The sequence below is a fragment of the Mediterraneibacter sp. NSJ-151 genome (assembly GCF_022487435.1).
In the GTDB taxonomy this organism is placed as follows: Bacteria; Bacillota; Clostridia; order Lachnospirales; family Lachnospiraceae; genus Schaedlerella; species Schaedlerella hominis.
The window spans coordinates 1-16891 of record NZ_JAKVPP010000015.1; the positions used below are offsets into that span (position 1 = coordinate 1).

Annotated in this window: 13 protein-coding genes; 11 read left to right on the top strand and 2 right to left on the bottom strand. The window is 37.7% G+C overall.

From position 1 onward, the window contains the following. Positions 1–95: 95 nt before the first annotated feature. On the bottom strand, positions 96–593 hold the full coding sequence (locus LQE94_RS13395; RefSeq protein ID WP_240577919.1) for a cytidylate kinase-like family protein: 498 nt from the start codon (positions 591–593) through the stop codon (positions 96–98). 210 nt (positions 594–803) lie between these two features. On the opposite strand from LQE94_RS13395, the gene LQE94_RS13400 reads away from it, so the two are divergent. The 11 genes from LQE94_RS13400 (at position 804) to LQE94_RS13450 (ending at position 16532) form a co-directional block, all read left to right on the top strand. Beyond that, a complete protein-coding gene (locus LQE94_RS13400; protein WP_240577920.1) occupies positions 804–4094 on the top strand; it encodes a DUF5717 family protein in 3291 nt (1096 codons plus the stop codon). A gap of 14 nt (positions 4095–4108) precedes the next feature. Then, a complete protein-coding gene (locus LQE94_RS13405; protein ID WP_022076386.1) occupies positions 4109–5392 on the top strand; it encodes a DUF5716 family protein in 1284 nt (427 codons plus the stop codon). Continuing rightward, entirely contained in the window at positions 5367–6134 is a 768-nt protein-coding gene (locus LQE94_RS13410) for a hypothetical protein (RefSeq protein ID WP_022076387.1), read from the top strand. The genes LQE94_RS13405 and LQE94_RS13410 overlap by 26 nt, the downstream gene beginning before the upstream one ends. A 124-nt stretch (positions 6135–6258) precedes the next feature. Further along, positions 6259–7110, top strand: a complete 852-nt coding sequence (locus LQE94_RS13415) for an amino acid ABC transporter substrate-binding protein (protein ID WP_240577921.1) — start codon at positions 6259–6261, stop codon at positions 7108–7110. A 122-nt stretch (positions 7111–7232) separates the two neighbouring features. Continuing rightward, positions 7233–7880 (top strand): amino acid ABC transporter permease, encoded by a 648-nt coding sequence (locus tag LQE94_RS13420; RefSeq protein WP_022076389.1) that lies wholly within the window; start codon positions 7233–7235, stop codon positions 7878–7880. Positions 7881–7891: 11 nt separating this feature from the next. After that, the gene (locus LQE94_RS13425; protein ID WP_022076390.1) at positions 7892–8650 is read left to right on the top strand and encodes an amino acid ABC transporter ATP-binding protein; all 759 of its coding nucleotides are present in this window, start codon (positions 7892–7894) and stop codon (positions 8648–8650) included. A gap of 194 nt (positions 8651–8844) precedes the next feature. Further along, on the top strand, positions 8845–10272 hold the full coding sequence (gene purF / locus LQE94_RS13430) for an amidophosphoribosyltransferase (protein ID WP_240577922.1): 1428 nt from the start codon (positions 8845–8847) through the stop codon (positions 10270–10272). 71 nt (positions 10273–10343) lie between these two features. Next, positions 10344–11777 carry an adenylosuccinate lyase gene (gene purB / locus LQE94_RS13435; protein ID WP_240577923.1) on the top strand — a complete coding sequence of 478 codons (1434 nt, stop codon included), beginning with the start codon at positions 10344–10346 and terminating at the stop codon, positions 11775–11777. Positions 11778–11967: 190 nt separating this feature from the next. Further along, positions 11968–12993 carry a leucine-rich repeat domain-containing protein gene (locus LQE94_RS13440; protein ID WP_240577924.1) on the top strand — a complete coding sequence of 342 codons (1026 nt, stop codon included), beginning with the start codon at positions 11968–11970 and terminating at the stop codon, positions 12991–12993. A 124-nt stretch (positions 12994–13117) separates the two neighbouring features. Then, entirely contained in the window at positions 13118–14572 is a 1455-nt protein-coding gene (gene gltX / locus LQE94_RS13445) for a glutamate--tRNA ligase (RefSeq protein WP_022076394.1), read from the top strand. 73 nt (positions 14573–14645) lie between these two features. Continuing rightward, positions 14646–16532, top strand: a complete 1887-nt coding sequence (locus LQE94_RS13450) for an ATP-dependent helicase (protein ID WP_240577959.1) — start codon at positions 14646–14648, stop codon at positions 16530–16532. Here LQE94_RS13450 and LQE94_RS13455 read toward each other — a convergent pair. Next, positions 16515–16829, bottom strand: coding sequence for a DUF1292 domain-containing protein (locus LQE94_RS13455; protein ID WP_117989597.1), 315 nt, complete (start codon positions 16827–16829; stop codon positions 16515–16517). The two genes, LQE94_RS13450 and LQE94_RS13455, sit on opposite strands and share 18 nt — an antisense overlap. Positions 16830–16891 lie beyond the last annotated feature (62 nt).

A 16891-nucleotide genomic window follows, 5' to 3' on the forward strand; every position in this document is an offset into this window, starting at 1 on the left:
ATTTGTACCCTGTGTACAGGTTTCTTTTGTCTTGCCATAATAAAAGGCCCTCCTATGATTCTATTTTATCATAGAAGAACCTTCTAAATACTATTTTACAGAAAAAGTTTCACACTCTCCAGTCTTTCAAAATACTGCATAAGGATATCGGCACAGTGATCAATACCTAACTCACTTGTGTCAAGAATCATGTGGTAGTCATTGACATCGCCCCATGTTTTACCGGTATGTTCATAATAATAGGCGGCACGCTGTTCGTCTGTCTTTTCGACCCTTTCTTTGGCAGCATCATAAGAAAGATTCTCTAGTTTCATGATTCGATGGATACGATCCTCTTTTGCAGCGCAAACATAAATGTTTAAAACATTCATGCGGTCTTTTAAGATATCGGAGGCACATCGACCAAGTATAATACAAGGTTTCTCAGCAAGCTTACGAATTGCATCAGCCTCTGTTTCATATTCATGTTCTCCTAATTTCTGCTCAATATATGCTTTGTCATATACCGGAATATCCAGGCGCTTTGACAGTTCATTTGCAATGACGCTTGCACCGGTTCCGAAACGTCGACTCATTGTAATCACTAATTTCATAATGCATTCCTCCTTTGTATTTTTCCATTATAACACTTATTTGCAAAGGATTCACTAAAAACAAAGTGAAAAAATGATGAAAAATAAAGTGTATGCGCGTATACAATTTAATTCGAAAATATTTTTATACACCATTGCAAGAATGAAAGGGATGATGTTATAATTCATAGTAGCGTCGTGTGCGTAAAAGAATATAAGTAGGTGACGAAGTTGAAAAATAAAATAAAAAGACTTTCAAAAGGGGATTTTCATGTCCCGCAGCCTGACATTATTTTCCCGGAAACAAGGATTATTATGCGTGTCGGAGAAGGCGAAATATATAAAGGCAGTTTTTCATTACAGAACCAGGGAGAGGGGACAATCCGAGGATTGGTATACCCGTCTTCTTTTCGTGTACATTGTGAGGAACAGGGATTTGATGGGAATCCTGTAAATATATCCTATACATATGATGGGACCGGATTGGTGCCGGGGCATGTCGAACATGGAAAGTTCACTATCGTATGTAATGGCGGAGAATATGATATTGCTTTTACAGCAGTGATTGAGAAGCCGTTTGTGATGACTTCTTATGGAAAAGTTCAGAGCTTAGAAGATTTTAAAAAATTAACTTATCGTGATCCGGCAGAAGCGGAAAAATTATTCCGTTCCAGAGATTTTTATGAAATTTTAAAATACGAAGATAAAAGAATCCAGGCACTTTATGACAATATGCGTAAGTGGGAACTGGATCAACAGGCATTGGAAGAATTTTTAGTTGGCTGTAAACAAAAAGAAAAAATTTATCTGACACTGGAAGAAGAGAGTCGAGCTTTTACCTCTATGAAAGAGGCAAGAAAAGAAAAGTTTACATTGAAAAAGAACACTTGGGGACATTTGGATATTGATGTCCGTACAGAGGGTGACTTTTTATATGTAGAACATACAAAGATATCGACAGAAGAATTTTTAGGGAATTCTTATAGAGTAGAGTATTTTATTAGTGCAGAACGTTTACATAAAGGCAGTAACTTTGGCAAGATTATTCTTGAAACGCCATATGAAACATTGTCATATGAAATCATTGTTGAAAAAGATATATGCAGAGATGAAGAGAAGAGAGATGAGACAAGAGAGTATTTGAGTATTCTGAAAGATTATCTTGTATATGAATCAGGCAAGAAAGAGCTGGAAGAATGGACGGAGGATTCTATCCATAAGGCAGAGCGTCTGCGTAAGATGGATGAGAATAATGAATGGTATCTGCTTTTACAGGCACATATTTGTATTATCGGTGGAAAGAAGGAGCAGGCAAGAACGCTGCTTGAATCATACAATTATAACCGATTTGCAATTGGTAAGAATGTGGAACTTAGCTCGTATTATTTATATTTGACTACATTTTTAAGCAATGACACGATCGGACAGAGAAGAGTAGCGGAAGAGCTTGCAAAATCATATATGAAGCATCCAGACAGCTGGCGCATTTTATGTATGCTGATCAATGTAGATTCAGAATATAAAATCCTCAGTGAGAAGCTTCGTATTTTAGAAAAATTATTTAATACAGAAAAGACAAACAGTCTTATATTTTATCTGGAGGTATTTCGTTGTTATCGTGAAAAGAGTACAAGCTTGAAAAAATTAGGCATGTTTGAAATCCGAGTACTTTTATTTGCGGCAAAATACGGATTGATGACAAAGGAGCTTGCACTTTATACAGCTAATCTGGCAAGTCAGTCGAAAGCATATGATAAACATTTGTTCCAGACATTGGTGCTGTGCTATAAAGCATATCCGGAAAGTATGATACTGACTTCTATCTGTACCCTTTTGATAAAAGGAAACTGTGTAGGAAAAGAGTATTTTGAGTGGTATGAAAAGGCTGTTGAAGAGGAATTGAAAATCGCACAGCTTTACGAATTTTATATGGAATCAGTGGATGTAGATATGTTTCAGAAGCCATTACCACGATCTGTATATTTGTATTTTTTGCATGGCAATATGCTTGATTACAATAAATGTGCATTTTTGTATGCCAATGTTATTACCTATGAAGATGAGAGCAGCGAAATTTATGCACATTATCGTGAAGAGATGGAATCATTTGCATGGAGACAGTTGGAACGCAGACATATTAATGCACATTTAAGAACAATATATAAAAGATTTATTTCAGAAAAAGAACTGAATCCGGAACGTGTGAAGGCATTATATGATATTTGCTATTCTTATGAGGTGAAAACGAAGGTACATAACATAAAATTTATTTATGTCATTGCAGAAGATGGGAAGATTACACAGAGAGTGCCATATTCAGAGCAGGGCACACTAATCTGTCTGTATGCAAAATCAGACCGCCTTGTGTGGGAAAACAAAGATGGAAGACATTATACAGATTCTATTCCATATGATAGCAAGCGTATGTTCTATGAACTTCGTTACATGGATGTTTGTAAGCGCTATTTAAATAGTTTGAAAATAAATCAGGAAGAAGAAGCTGTCCCTGAACTGACTTTAGAAATCGTACAGAAAAATGGCGTGGAAAAATACGAAGACAGTGAGATGCTGGCACTTAGCAGTAAAACAATCCGTGAAAATAATTATGCATGCGATGATTTCCTTACATATGTATGTTTCAGACTGTTTAAAAGAGGACAGTATGACAAAGTAATCCTGACATATCTTGCAAATTATTATTGTGGAGCTACGATCGAGATGAAAGAACTCTGGAGAGAAGCAAAGGAATATGAGGTGCATACTCACAAGCTCGGAGAACGAATCCTGACACAGATGCTTTTTTCAGAATCTTTATTTGGCGAGGCTGCCATTTTTGAGGAATATTATGCAGAAGGTGCATATATTGGACTGCAGCAGGCTTATCTGGCATATATGTCGAGAGCGTATGTAGTAGAAAATAGAAAAATCAGTAAGAGTGTGATTGATATTATCTGCAAAGAATTTGAAAAAGGTGAAGAGACAATCGATATCTGTAAGATTGCGGTGCTGAAATATTATGCACAGAAAGAATATGATTCTTCAATGAGAAAAACATTGAAAAAGTTTATGCAGGATTTATGTGGAAAACAGATATATTTCCCATTCTTTATGAATTATGAGAAAGAATGGCTGATTGAACAGCAGCTGTGGGATAAGACATTAATTGAATACAAAGGTCAGAAGGGTAGCAGAGTCATGCTGTATTATCAGTTGCAGAAAGGTGATTCTGAAAATGTGGATTATTCAACAGAAGTATTGACACCAATGTATGAAAATTTATATGTTAAAAAATTTGTCCTGTTTGCCAATGAAAAATTAAAATATTATTTTAAAGAAATAATAGATGGTAATGTATATCGAAGCGAAAAAGCAGAGTGTACAAAAAAAGTGGAACAAGGCGAACGGGGACGTTATGGAAGAATCAATGATATTCTGCTTTTAGATGGAGAAGAAAAAGAAGCAAAGATGAAAGAGTATGAGATAGAAGATGCTGTCGCTGCTCATATATTCGGAGAAAATTAAGGAGGCTTATCTGCATGATGCAGGGAAATATAATAGGATACGAAATAAATGAAAAAACCTGCCAGATCAGTTTCTATAATGATCAGCAGTTGGAACCGGAGACATTGGAGTCAGAATCTGATAATTATCAGATTCCGCTGATCATTGGAAAACTTAGAGATACCTGGGCTTATGGAAAAGAGGCTAAAAGACTGGTGTCAATCAGTGAGGGGTTTACTGTGACAAGGCTGCTGGAGAGAAGTCTGGACGGAGAAAAGGTTGAATTTGGAGAAGATACGTATGATGCAGTATGGCTCTTATCAAAGTTCATTCAGATGTCTTTGCAGGCATTCCCTAAAATTGATGGGATTGTCTTTACAGTGCCGGAGTTGACAGAAGAACTGGCAAAGCTATTAAGAGGAATTGCTGTCCGTATGAATATTGATAAACAGCATATTTTTATTCAGGATTATAAAGAAAGTTTTTGTAATTACCTGTTTTATCAGCCAAAAGAATTATGGCAGTATGAAGCAGCACTGTTTTGCTGTGATCGCAATGAAATAAAGGCATATATGCTTAGAAGATTAAAACCGGGACTTGGCGGTGGGAAAACTACATTTGTGACTGTTGACGAGGTCGCAAGCGCACATATGAAAGAATTGGCAGCAGTATATCCGGTTTTAAACGAAGACAAGGCCAGAGAAGCAGATTCTATGTTCTGTAAGTTCATAGAAGGGGTATTTGATAAGAGAATTGTCTCATCTGTGTTTTTGACAGGTGAAGGCTTTGAGAACAACTGGTATCCGAATGCTTTGCGTCTGCTTTGTAATGGACGAAGAGCTTTCATAGGCAATAATCTATATAGTAAAGGTGCTTGCTTTACCTCTTATAGAAAGATGTATATGCAGGTAGAAGATCCGGTTTATTTGTCGGATGGCAAGCTGACAGATCAGATTACACTTAATCTCAGGGTGAACGGTCAGGAGATGTGGTATCCAATCGTATCCTGGGGAGCGCAGTGGTACGAGTCAAATAATCAGTGGGAAGTTTTATTGGAAAAGGTAGAGGATATCGAATTGCATATTGAGTCACTTGTTCAAGGAACAGTACGAACAGAAGTAATCCCGATGGATAAATTTCCGAGACGCTCTGAGTATGCGATGCGCCTGATGATTGAAACACTGTTTATGGATGAAAAGACATGTAAGATCATTGTGCGTGATATGGGATTCGGAGAATTTTATCCGGCGACAGATTTTCAGAAAGAGAAGATTATTCATTTAGGAGGCAATGATGGGAAATTTAGTTCTATGTCATGAGCAGCATGCAGCACATCCTTATGAGATTTCCAGGATCCACTGCAAAATATATACAATAGAAGAACTGTGCTATTATCTGTGTAATAATCTTTATCTGATCGATTACACCATTATGAATGAGCAATTGTGTAACTGGCTGGACGAAGAATTAGGACTTTCTGCTTTGTCAGAGCAATTGCGAGAGATGATGCAGATGCATGGTTCAGTAGAAAAATTTGTACTGACGATATTAAAGGAATCAAAGATTTACCGTGAAGCACAGATGATACGAATTCAAAATGTTCTGGAACGTCTGAAAAACCAGAAAGACATTGAGCGCCAGAAATTCAAAGGAGATAATCTGCTGGAAAGCGGAGAAATTGAAGAGGCAATCCTTGTTTATCAGGAAATATTAAATGAAGAGCGTGACGAAAGTGTAGAGGATAAGTTTTATGGACAAATTTATGCAGGATTGGGTGCAGCATACGGAAAATTATTCTTATATCAGGAAGCTGCCAAAATGTATGATCATGCGTATAAAATTTGTGAAGATAAAAAATATTTAAAACCATATCTTTATGCATCTTACAAATATATGTCAATGGAAGAATATCATATTTTACTTACAAAACACGCGGATTACGTGGAAGTGAATGCACAGATGCGCCAAGAAGTAGAAGATGTAAAAGCAAAATCATTGTCAGAGAATAACGAAATACAAATTGATGAGTGGAAACGCAAATATCGTAGGAGCAATATATAAGTTATGTGCAGTCAATAATTGACAAGTATCTTAAAATATGTTACACTGCCTAAGTAATTTAGTGTGGTAAAGCGGTCAATTGATAAAAGAATGACGCAAACCACCGGCGCAGGAGGGTGATACAATGAAAAAGAAATTGGCAGTAGTATTGATTGCAGCGTTGACAGTATCAACATTGGCAGTGGGATGCGGAAGCAGTAAAGATTCTTCATCTACAGATACAAAAGAGACAAAAACAGAAAGCACGAAGGATTCAGTATCAAATGAAGGCAATACTTTTACAGTAGGATTTGATGCAGAATATCCACCATATGGATACATGGATGATGACGGAGAATATACAGGTTTTGACTTGGAACTTGCACAGGCAGTATGTGATCTGGAAGGGTGGACACTTGTAAAAAAACCAATTAACTGGGATTCAAAAGATATGGAATTAAATTCTGGTTCTATTGATTGCATCTGGAATGGATTTACAATGAATGGAAGAGAAGATGATTACACATTCTCTACACCATATGTTGATAACAGCCAGGTAATCGTAGTTGCTGAAAATTCAGGAATTGAAAAACTTTCAGATCTTGCAGGAAAGACAGTAGGTGTGCAGGCAGCTTCCGCAGCACTTGATCTTCTGAACAGCGAAGAAGAGGGGGGGCAGAAAGCACTGGCAGATACATTCGGTTCTCTTAACGAGTTTGCTGATTACAATACAGCATTTACAGAGCTTCAGGCAGGAGCACTGGATGCACTTGCAATTGATATCGGTGTTGCAAAATATCAGATTAATTCCAGAGGAGACGGATATAAAATCCTGGATGAAACTTTGAATAAAGAGCAGTATGCGATTGGATTCAAAAAAGGAAATACAGAGCTTTGCGACAAAGTGAATGCAGATTTGGAGAAACTGGCAGAAGATGGTACAGTTGAAAAACTGGCAGAGAAATATGAAATTGCCGATATGGTAACATTAAAATAATAAGACAAGATGAATGGTGCAGGATGACTATACCCCTCTGAAGAGATTCAGAGGGGCATAGTTTCGTTAGCATAGAAATGTAAAAAGCAATGGGAAAGTTTTTTTACATGAGAGGAGGCAAAATGAGTTTTGAAGTAATGCTGCGTCAGCTTGGCGCAGGGTTTGGACAGACATTTTTAATATTTATTTTAACATTAGTATTTTCGTTGCCGCTTGGAATGGTTGTATATTTCGGTAGGGTAAGCAAATTTAAACCAGTTAGCTGGCTGGTTAAAGTATACATTTCTATTATGAGGGGAACACCGTTGATGCTTCAGCTTTTGGTATGGTATTTCGGACCATATTATTTGTGGGGAATGAACATAGGTGGATACAAATTGACGGCAATCTTATTGGGCTGTTCTTTAAATTATGCAGCATATTTTGCAGAAATTTATCGTTCGGGAATTGAATCAATTCCGAAAGGACAGTATGAGGCAGCAACTTTATTGGGATATTCTAAACAGCAGACATTCTGCAAAATTGTATTGCCACAGGTCGTGAAAATCGTGTTGCCATCAGTGACAAATGAAGTTATAACACTGGTAAAAGATACATCGCTTGTATATTCATTGTCTTATATTGAAATGTTTGCGGTAGCAAAGCAGATTGCGGCGGCTCAGACAACGGTTATGCCGTTCTTTATAGCAGGTGTTTTTTACTATATATTTAACTATGCGGTTGCAGGTGTGATGGAGCTGCTTGAAAAGAAATTGAATTACTATCGATAGGAGACGGCAGTATGAAGCTTTTAGAAATGAATCATATAAAAAAGAATTTCGACGGAGTTCAGGTTATTAAAGATATATCCTTATCCGTTGAACAAGGAGAAATACTTGCTATTATTGGACCATCCGGTTCTGGAAAATCAACATTACTCCGCTGCGCGACAATGTTAGAGACAATAAGCGATGGTGAAATTCTGTATCTGGGGAAAAAGGCGGCCTGGATAGAAAATGGAAAACCAGTATTTCCAAAGAAAGAAGAAAGAAAAGAGATACAGTCCTGCTTTGGACTGGTATTCCAGAATTTTAATTTATTTCCACATTTTTCTGTAATGAAAAATATAACAGATGCGCCGATTAAAGTACAGAAAAGAAAGAAAGAGGAAGTATATAAGGAAGCAAAAGAGCTGCTAAAAAAGATGGGACTGGAGGATAAAGCAGATGCATATCCATATCAGTTGTCCGGTGGACAGCAGCAGCGTGTGTCAATTGCAAGAGCTCTGGCAATGAAACCGAAGATGTTGTTTTTTGATGAACCAACATCGGCATTGGATCCGGAACTTACCGGTGAGATTTTGAAAGTTATCAAAAGTCTGGCGTCAGAGCATATGACTATGGTTATTGTTACACATGAAATGAATTTTGCACGAAAAGTTGCAGATAAGATTATTTTTATGGATAAAGGTGTAATTGCAGAGGAAGGAACTCCGGAAGAAGTCTTTGCCTCAGATAATGCCAGAATGAAAGAATTTTTGGGAAAACTGGCAGAAGAATAGCATAGGTCTGACAGAAAAAGTGAAAAATTAACCAATATTATTAGGAAGACTTATATATAAAATTTGAAATAAATAATGACTGCGAAGACGGACAAGGCGGGTAGAAATGTTGATTTTCAACCTGCCTTGTATTATAATCATCGTGCAGGTTATTCGGCAAAAACAGGATAAAAATAGATGAAGGAGTTTCATTCATGAGCGAATTTGAAGAAGTAACAACAGGATTGGGTGAAGAGTGTGGTGTCTTTGGTGCTTACGATATGGATGGCGGCGATGTCGCTTCTACAGTTTATTATGGACTGTTTGCATTGCAGCATCGTGGACAGGAAAGCTGTGGAATCGCAGTGACAGATACATATGGAAAGAGAAAGGTCCTTTCCCAAAAAGGATTGGGACATGTCAATGATGTGTTTGACCGTGAGTCTTTGACAGAGTTAAAAGGAAATCTGGGAGTAGGACATGTTCGATACTCTACAGCAGGTGCGACACGCGTCGAGAATGCACAGCCATTGGTTATTAATTATGTAAAAGGAACACTCGCAATAGCACATAATGGTAACTTGACAAATGCAGTTGAACTGAGAAAAGAACTGGAGTACACTGGTGCGATTTTCCAGACGACAATTGATTCGGAAGTAATTGCATACCATATTGCAAGAGAACGTTTGAATACACCTACTGCAGAAATCGCAGTGAGAAATGCAATGAAGAAGATTAAAGGTGCGTATGCACTTGTCATCAGCAGTCCGAGAAAAATGATCGGAGCACGTGATCCTTGGGGATTTAAACCATTGTGCATAGGAAAAAGAGATAATACTTATCTGCTGGCATCTGAAAGTTGTGCAATCGCTGCAGTTGGTGCAGAATTTGTTCGTGATGTAAAACCAGGAGAGATTGTTACTATAACAAAAAATGGTATCGCTTCAGATATGAGCATGGCAATTCCAGAGGAAGAGCAGGCAAGATGTATTTTTGAGTATATTTATTTTGCAAGAACAGATAGTACAATTGACAATGTGAATGTATATCATGCAAGAATCACAGCAGGAAAAGCATTGGCAGAATCATACCCGGTTGAGGCAGACCTTGTAGTAGGTGTTCCGGATTCTGGTCTGGTGGCAGCAAAAGGATATTCTGAAGCATCAGGTATTCCATATGGAATGGCATTTCATAAAAATAGTTATGTAGGCCGTACATTCATTAAACCAACACAGAGTGAAAGAGAGTCAAGTGTTAAGATTAAGCTGAATGTTATAGAAGAAGTAGTAAAAGGAAAAAGAATTGTAATGGTAGATGATTCCATTGTACGTGGAACAACTTGTGCAAATATCATTAAGATGTTAAAAAAGGCCGGAGCAACAGAGGTTCATGTAAGAATCAGTTCACCACCGTTTTTATATCCATGCTATTTTGGAACAGATGTTCCATCTAATGAACAGTTGATCGCACACTCACATACAACAGAGCAAATTCGTGAAATGATCGGAGCAGATTCACTTGGATATATGGAAATTGACAAGCTGAAAGATATGGTTGGAGATTTAAAATATTGTGATGCATGTTTCACAGGAAAATACCCAATCGAGGTTCCGAATGAAGATGTCAGTCATGCATTCGATTGAAGCACTTGACGAGACTTTTTAATATCTTATATAATAAATCTAATAGGATAACAACAAAGGAGAATATAATTATGGCAACAGACCGTTATACAAGTCCGCTTTCAGAACGTTACGCAAGTAAAGAAATGCAGTATATTTTTTCTCAGGACAAGAAATTTAAAACATGGAGAAAGTTATGGATTGCACTTGCAGAGACAGAAAAAGAATTAGGACTCAATATTACTGATGAGCAGATTGAAGAATTAAAAGCACATGCAGAGGATATTAATTATGATGTTGCAAGAGAACGTGAAAAAGTTGTACGTCATGATGTGATGTCACATGTATATGCATATGGTGTACAGTGTCCAAAAGCAAAAGGTATCATCCACCTTGGTGCAACATCATGTTATGTTGGAGATAACACAGATATTATCGTAATGGCAGAGGCTTTAAAACTTGTTCGTACAAAGTTGATTAATGTAATTGCAGAGCTGGCAAAATTTGCTGATGAGTATAAAGCACAGCCTACACTTGCATTTACTCACTTCCAGCCGGCACAGCCAACAACAGTTGGTAAGAGAGCAACTTTATGGATGCAGGAATTTGAGATGGATTTAGAAGATCTTGAATATGTACTTGAGAGCTTGAAATTGCTTGGTTCAAAGGGAACAACAGGAACACAGGCAAGCTTTTTGGAACTTTTTGACGGAGATCAGGAGACAATCGACAAGATTGATCCGATGATTGCTGAAAAACTTGGATTTAAAGCTTGCTATCCGGTATCAGGTCAGACATATTCACGTAAAGTGGATACAAGAGTGCTCAATGTACTTGCAGGTATTGCGGCAAGTGCACACAAATTCTCAAATGATATCCGTCTTCTTCAGCACTTGAAAGAAGTAGAAGAGCCATTTGAGAAGACGCAGATTGGTTCTTCAGCAATGGCTTATAAGAGAAATCCGATGAGAAGTGAGCGTATCGCATCACTTTCCAGATATGTGATGATTGATGCTTTGAATCCGGCAATCACTTCAGCTACACAGTGGTTTGAGAGAACATTGGATGATTCAGCAAACAAACGTCTCAGTGTACCAGAGGGATTTCTTGCAATTGATGGTATTTTGGATCTGTGCCTGAACGTAGTTGATGGTCTGGTTGTATATCCAAAAGTAATAGAGAAACGTCTGATGGCAGAGCTTCCATTTATGGCAACAGAAAATATCATGATGGATGCAGTAAAAGCAGGCGGAGACAGACAGGAATTACATGAGAGAATCCGTGAATTGTCTATGGAAGCAGGAAGAAATGTAAAAGAAAAAGGTCTGGATAACAATCTGCTTGAGCTTATTGCAGCAGATTCAGCGTTCAACCTTTCATTGGAAGACCTTCAGAAGACAATGGAACCATCAAGATATGTAGGACGTGCAAAAGAGCAGGTTGATGCATATTTAAATCGTGTGATTCGTCCATTGTTAGAGAAGAACAAAGAAGTGCTTGGTGTAAAAGCAGAGATTAACGTATAAAGTACAGAACAAAAATACAGCTTTACTGGACATCCTGTTAAGATTTGAAGAAAAAAGCAAAGGAATGTTGCATTTGATTGCAGCGTTCCTTTTTCTTTTATAGAATTTTTCACAATTGGCAAAAAAAGTAAATAGCTTTGTCTATAAAATGTTGCCGAATCTATAGAATAAGAGATGGTGAGGGATAACTATGGAAGCATGTTTGGAAATTTACGGATTTTACAGACCAATTATAAAACGCACAATTGTGGGGATGTTGTGTGTTGCTATTTTAACAGGTGCTGTATTTTCAAGAAAAGCTGTAGGAACAAAAGAATATTTAAGTGCAGAAAAGCAAGAAGAAACAAGAAATGATATTGCAGTAAGTAAGATGGAGAAAATTGTTACAGCAGAATCTCAGGAGATTATAGTAAGTGAGCCGGACAAAACTGTTATGGCAGAGGCGAAAGACAATCTTGCAGAGAAAGAGGAAGCTATAATTGCGGCTGAATCGAAAGTAAATATTGTAGACGTACCAAAGAATATAATCGTAGATGGAACAAAAGACATTATCATGGATACACCAAAGAATACGGTTGTGGATGAAGCAAAAGATGTTATCACAGACGAACCGAAGGATACGATTGTGGATGAAGCAAAAGATGTTATCACAGACGAGCCAAAGGATACGATTGTGAATGAATCAAATGATATTCCGAAAAATGATACGGAAGAAAGTGAGGATGCCAAAACAGATATTGCAGAGACAGCAACGCCATTTTTAATTGATGAAGCCGGAATGCTTTATGGAATCAATGAAGAAATGCTGGATTGTAGAAGTGGTGTATTGGAACTTCCATCAGAAAATTGCGTTGGAATCCGCAGTCATGCATTTATAAATGGCTTTACTGATATTTACGAGATTTACATACCATCTAATATCTCAGTGATTGAAACAGGTGCCTTTGATGGGATTGATAATTTATTTGATATTATGGTGGAAGAAGGAAATATAAATTACACCTCAATTGATGGTGTGCTATATGATGAAGAAGAAATAACATTATTAGCATTTCCGGCAGGAAGAACAGGAGGATATATTGTTCCGACACAGACAGAAAGAATTGCAGCAAATGCATTTGCACAGACAGGATTGTCGGTGATTGATATTCGTGACTGTGGAACGCTTTTGATAGAAGATGACAGGGCAGCACAATTGGTGAGATGTGAACAGTAACACTTGAACATTTATCCCACTTGCTTTATAATAGAGCGTGGCTTTAATGTTGCTGTTTGTAAATGTACAAACAGTGATATTTGAATAGAATTATGTTAAAAAACAAGAAGTGGAGAATGAAAAAATGAGTAAGGTAAGAACAAGATTTGCACCAAGCCCAACAGGAAGAATGCATGTTGGAAATCTACGTACAGCACTTTATGCATATTTGATTGCAAAACATGAGGGAGGAGATTTTATCCTTCGTGTAGAAGATACAGACCAGGAAAGATTTGTGGAGGGAGCACTTGATATTATTTATCGTACACTTGCCAAGACGGGTCTTGTACACGATGAAGGTCCGGATAAGGATAAAGGCTATGGCCCATATGTTCAGAGTGAGCGTAACGCACAGGGAATCTATTTAAAATATGCGAAGCAGCTGGTTGAGCAGGGAGATGCATACTATTGTTTCTGTGATAAAGAACGTTTAGAGTCTCTGAAGACATCTGTATCAGAAAATGGAACAGAGATTGTGGTATATGACAAGCATTGTCTGAATTTATCAAAAGAAGAAGTAGAAGCAAACCTGGCAGCAGGAAAACCATGGGTTATTCGTTTGAATGTACCAAATGAAGGAACAACAACATTCCATGACGAGATTTATGGTGATATTACAGTGCCAAATGCAGAATTAGATGATATGATCCTGATTAAGTCGGACGGATATCCAACATACAATTTTGCGAATGTAGTAGATGACCACTTGATGGAGATCACACATGTTGTAAGAGGAAATGAGTACCTTTCTTCTGCACCAAAATATAACAGATTATATGAGGCATTTGGATGGGAAGTACCGATATATGTGCACTGTCCATTAATCACGGATGAGAACCATAAGAAGTTAAGCAAGCGTTGCGGACACTCTTCATATGAGGATTTGATCGACCAGGGATTTATTTCTGAAGCGGTTGTAAATTATGTGGCACTTCTTGGATGGTGTCCAACAGACAATCGTGAGATTTTTAGCTTAGAAGAGCTGGTAGAAGCATTTGACTACAGACATATGAGCAAGTCTCCGGCAGTCTTTGATACAGTGAAATTAAAATGGATGAATGGTGAGTACTTGAAAGCAATGGATGATGATTGTTTCTATAAGATGGCAGAACCATATATCAAAGAAGTTGTCACAAAAGAGTTTGATCTGAGAAAAATCGCAGCACTTGTTAAGTCAAGAATTGAGATTCTGCCTGACATCAAAGATCAGATAGATTTCTTTGAGGAAGTTCCGGAATACGATGTTGCATTGTATACACATAAGAAAATGAAAACAAATCCAGAGAATTCACTGGAATTATTAAAAGAAGTTGTTCCTGTACTGGAAGCTCAGGATGATTTTAGCAACGATGCTTTATTTGAGACATTGAAAGCATTTGCAACGGAAAAGGAATACAAGGTAGGTTATGTAATGTGGCCAATCCGTACTGCAATTTCAGGAAAACAGAATACACCTGGAGGTGCTACAGAGCTTATGGAGGTTCTTGGAAAAGAAGAATCACTGAGTCGTCTGAAAGCAGGAATTGAAAAACTGTCATAATTCAAATAGCACTTGTAAAAAGATAGATTTGAAAGAGGTAAAGATGAGTTCAGATAGCCACACAGAGAAGCAGATGCCTGTTTCTTATAACGGCGCCACTGGCACGCAGAAAGCCAGACGGACTTCACTTAGTCAGGCACAGAAAAGTGCCGTGCTTCACGGAAAGGGACCATGTCTTGTATTGGCAGGTCCCGGTTCCGGGAAGACAATGACAATTGTAAACAGAATAAAATATCTAATAGAAGAATTACATGTACGGCCAGAAGAAATTCTGGTCATTACTTTTACTAAATATGCGGCAACAGAGATGAAATTGCGATTACAGTCCAGTATGGAAGGGAAAAAACTTCCGGTAACAATGGGCACGTTTCACGGAATCTATTATGGTATTTTGAAATGGGCGTATCGGTTCGGATCGGAAAATATTTTATCGGAGGAAGAAAAGTATAAACTGGTCCGTCAGATTGTGAATCATCAGGACGAACTGGAGATTATGGATGAAGAAGATTTTTTGAAAGACGTAATTACCGAGATCGGTGTTGTGAAAAACAATCGTAATCAGATAGATACATACGAATCAAAGAGATGCCGGCCGGATATCTTTCGGAATATTTACCAGGAATACGAAAGAGAGCGGAAGCAGTTAAGAAAAATAGATTTCGATGATATGCTTGTTCTGTGTTATCAGTTGTTTACAAGCCGGCCGGATTTGTTAAAGCTGTGGCAGGAAAAGTTTCAGTATATATTGATTGATGAATTTCAAGATATCAATCAAGTACAGTATGACGTGATTAAAATGCTGGCTGCTCCGCAGAACAATCTTTTTGCTGTAGGTGACGATGACCAGTCCATTTACGGATTCAGGGGTGCGGATGCGAAGCTGATGTTTCAATTTCAAAAAGACTATCCGGAAGCGAAACAGATTTTGCTGGATATTAATTACCGGTCAACAGCCAATATTGTGAAAAATGCGTTGAAAGTAATTGAGCATAATGAGGTGCGCTTTGATAAGGCGATTAAGACGAAGAAGAAAGCCGGAAAGAGTCTGCATGTACAGGAAGTAAGGGATTCTGAAGAAGAGAGCAGATACATTGCAGAAGAAATCGCATCGAGAATAGCAGAAGGTGTTTTGGCAGAACAGATTGCTGTGTTATACCGAGTACACACAGATGCGAGAGCTTTAGTGGAAAAGTTGATTGACAGTAAGATTCCTTTTCAAATGAAAGAACACATGCCAAATTTATATCAGCATTTTATTGCAAAAGATATCCAGGCATATTTTCGTATAGCGCTTGGTAAATTGACGAGGGCAGATTTCTTACAGATCATGAATCGACCAAAACGTTATATCAGCAGGGACAGTGTTTCGGGAAAAGAAAAAAGTCTTTATGATGATGTACGGAAATTCTACAAAGATAAAGCCTGGATGATAGATCGTATAGACCAGATGGAATGGGATATTAAGATGCTTGGAAAGATGGCCACTTATGCAGCAATTCAATATTTGCGAAAACGAATCGGGTACGATGAATTCTTAAGAGAATATGCAACACAGCATCAGATGCAAAAAAGTGATCTGTTTGACGTACTTTCTGAGATTGAAGAAGCAGCAAAACCATATGAGACTTTACAGGAATGGTTTACCCATATTGAAGAATATAGTGTCGCATTGAAAATGAAAGAGCAAAAGAGTGGAGAAAATCGACGAGGGATTCATTTAATGACGATGCATGCGTCAAAAGGACTGGAATTTGATACCGTATATCTGATTCACACAAATGAAGGGTGTATTCCTTATAAACGTGCGTTAGAAGAAAATGGGCTGGAAGAAGAAAGAAGACTGTTTTATGTTGCAATGACCAGAGCGAAAGAAGTTTTAAAGATCAGTTATGTAAAAAATAAAAACGGAAAGGAAATCAGTCCTTCCCGTTTTGTTGAAGAATTATTCGAGGGAGTCTAATCCAAGTGCATCCAGATCAAGTGCCTCGTACTCCATAGTATCGAGCCATTCATCATATGCATCACAGACTGCTTCGTATTCTTCATCATCTTCGATGGATTCCAGTCCAGGTTCTCCGTCCGCATCCTGTGTGTAGCGGTAGATGTATACAGGGCTTTCTTCGCCGCCTTCTTCATCCGGTGGAAGAAGTGCAATGTATTGTTGTTCATTTACATCCAATATACATAAAATCTGACATTCAATTGTTTCATCATTGTCTAAATACAGGGTTACAGTACCCAATTCATTCTGTTCCATAAGAGTCTCCTTTTTGAAGTATTGACAATATTTATCTAGATTTACTTTAACAAAGATAAAGA

Excerpts from the sequence above, each read along its gene's own strand:
- LQE94_RS13415 (WP_240577921.1), top strand. The coding sequence starts at position 6,259 with ATGAAAAAGAAATTGGCAGTAGTATTGATTGCAGCGTTGACAGTATCA.
- LQE94_RS13405 (WP_022076386.1), top strand. The coding sequence starts at position 4,109 with ATGATGCAGGGAAATATAATAGGATACGAAATAAATGAAAAAACCTGC.
- LQE94_RS13410 (WP_022076387.1), top strand. The coding sequence starts at position 5,367 with ATGGGAAATTTAGTTCTATGTCATGAGCAGCATGCAGCACATCCTTAT.
- LQE94_RS13455 (WP_117989597.1), bottom strand. The coding sequence starts at position 16,829 with ATGGAACAGAATGAATTGGGTACTGTAACCCTGTATTTAGACAATGAT.
- LQE94_RS13420 (WP_022076389.1), top strand. The coding sequence starts at position 7,233 with ATGAGTTTTGAAGTAATGCTGCGTCAGCTTGGCGCAGGGTTTGGACAG.
- purF (WP_240577922.1), top strand. The coding sequence starts at position 8,845 with ATGAGCGAATTTGAAGAAGTAACAACAGGATTGGGTGAAGAGTGTGGT.
- LQE94_RS13425 (WP_022076390.1), top strand. The coding sequence starts at position 7,892 with ATGAAGCTTTTAGAAATGAATCATATAAAAAAGAATTTCGACGGAGTT.
- LQE94_RS13450 (WP_240577959.1), top strand. The coding sequence starts at position 14,646 with ATGCCTGTTTCTTATAACGGCGCCACTGGCACGCAGAAAGCCAGACGG.
- LQE94_RS13440 (WP_240577924.1), top strand. The coding sequence starts at position 11,968 with ATGGAAGCATGTTTGGAAATTTACGGATTTTACAGACCAATTATAAAA.
- gltX (WP_022076394.1), top strand. The coding sequence starts at position 13,118 with ATGAGTAAGGTAAGAACAAGATTTGCACCAAGCCCAACAGGAAGAATG.
- LQE94_RS13395 (WP_240577919.1), bottom strand. The coding sequence starts at position 593 with ATGAAATTAGTGATTACAATGAGTCGACGTTTCGGAACCGGTGCAAGC.
- purB (WP_240577923.1), top strand. The coding sequence starts at position 10,344 with ATGGCAACAGACCGTTATACAAGTCCGCTTTCAGAACGTTACGCAAGT.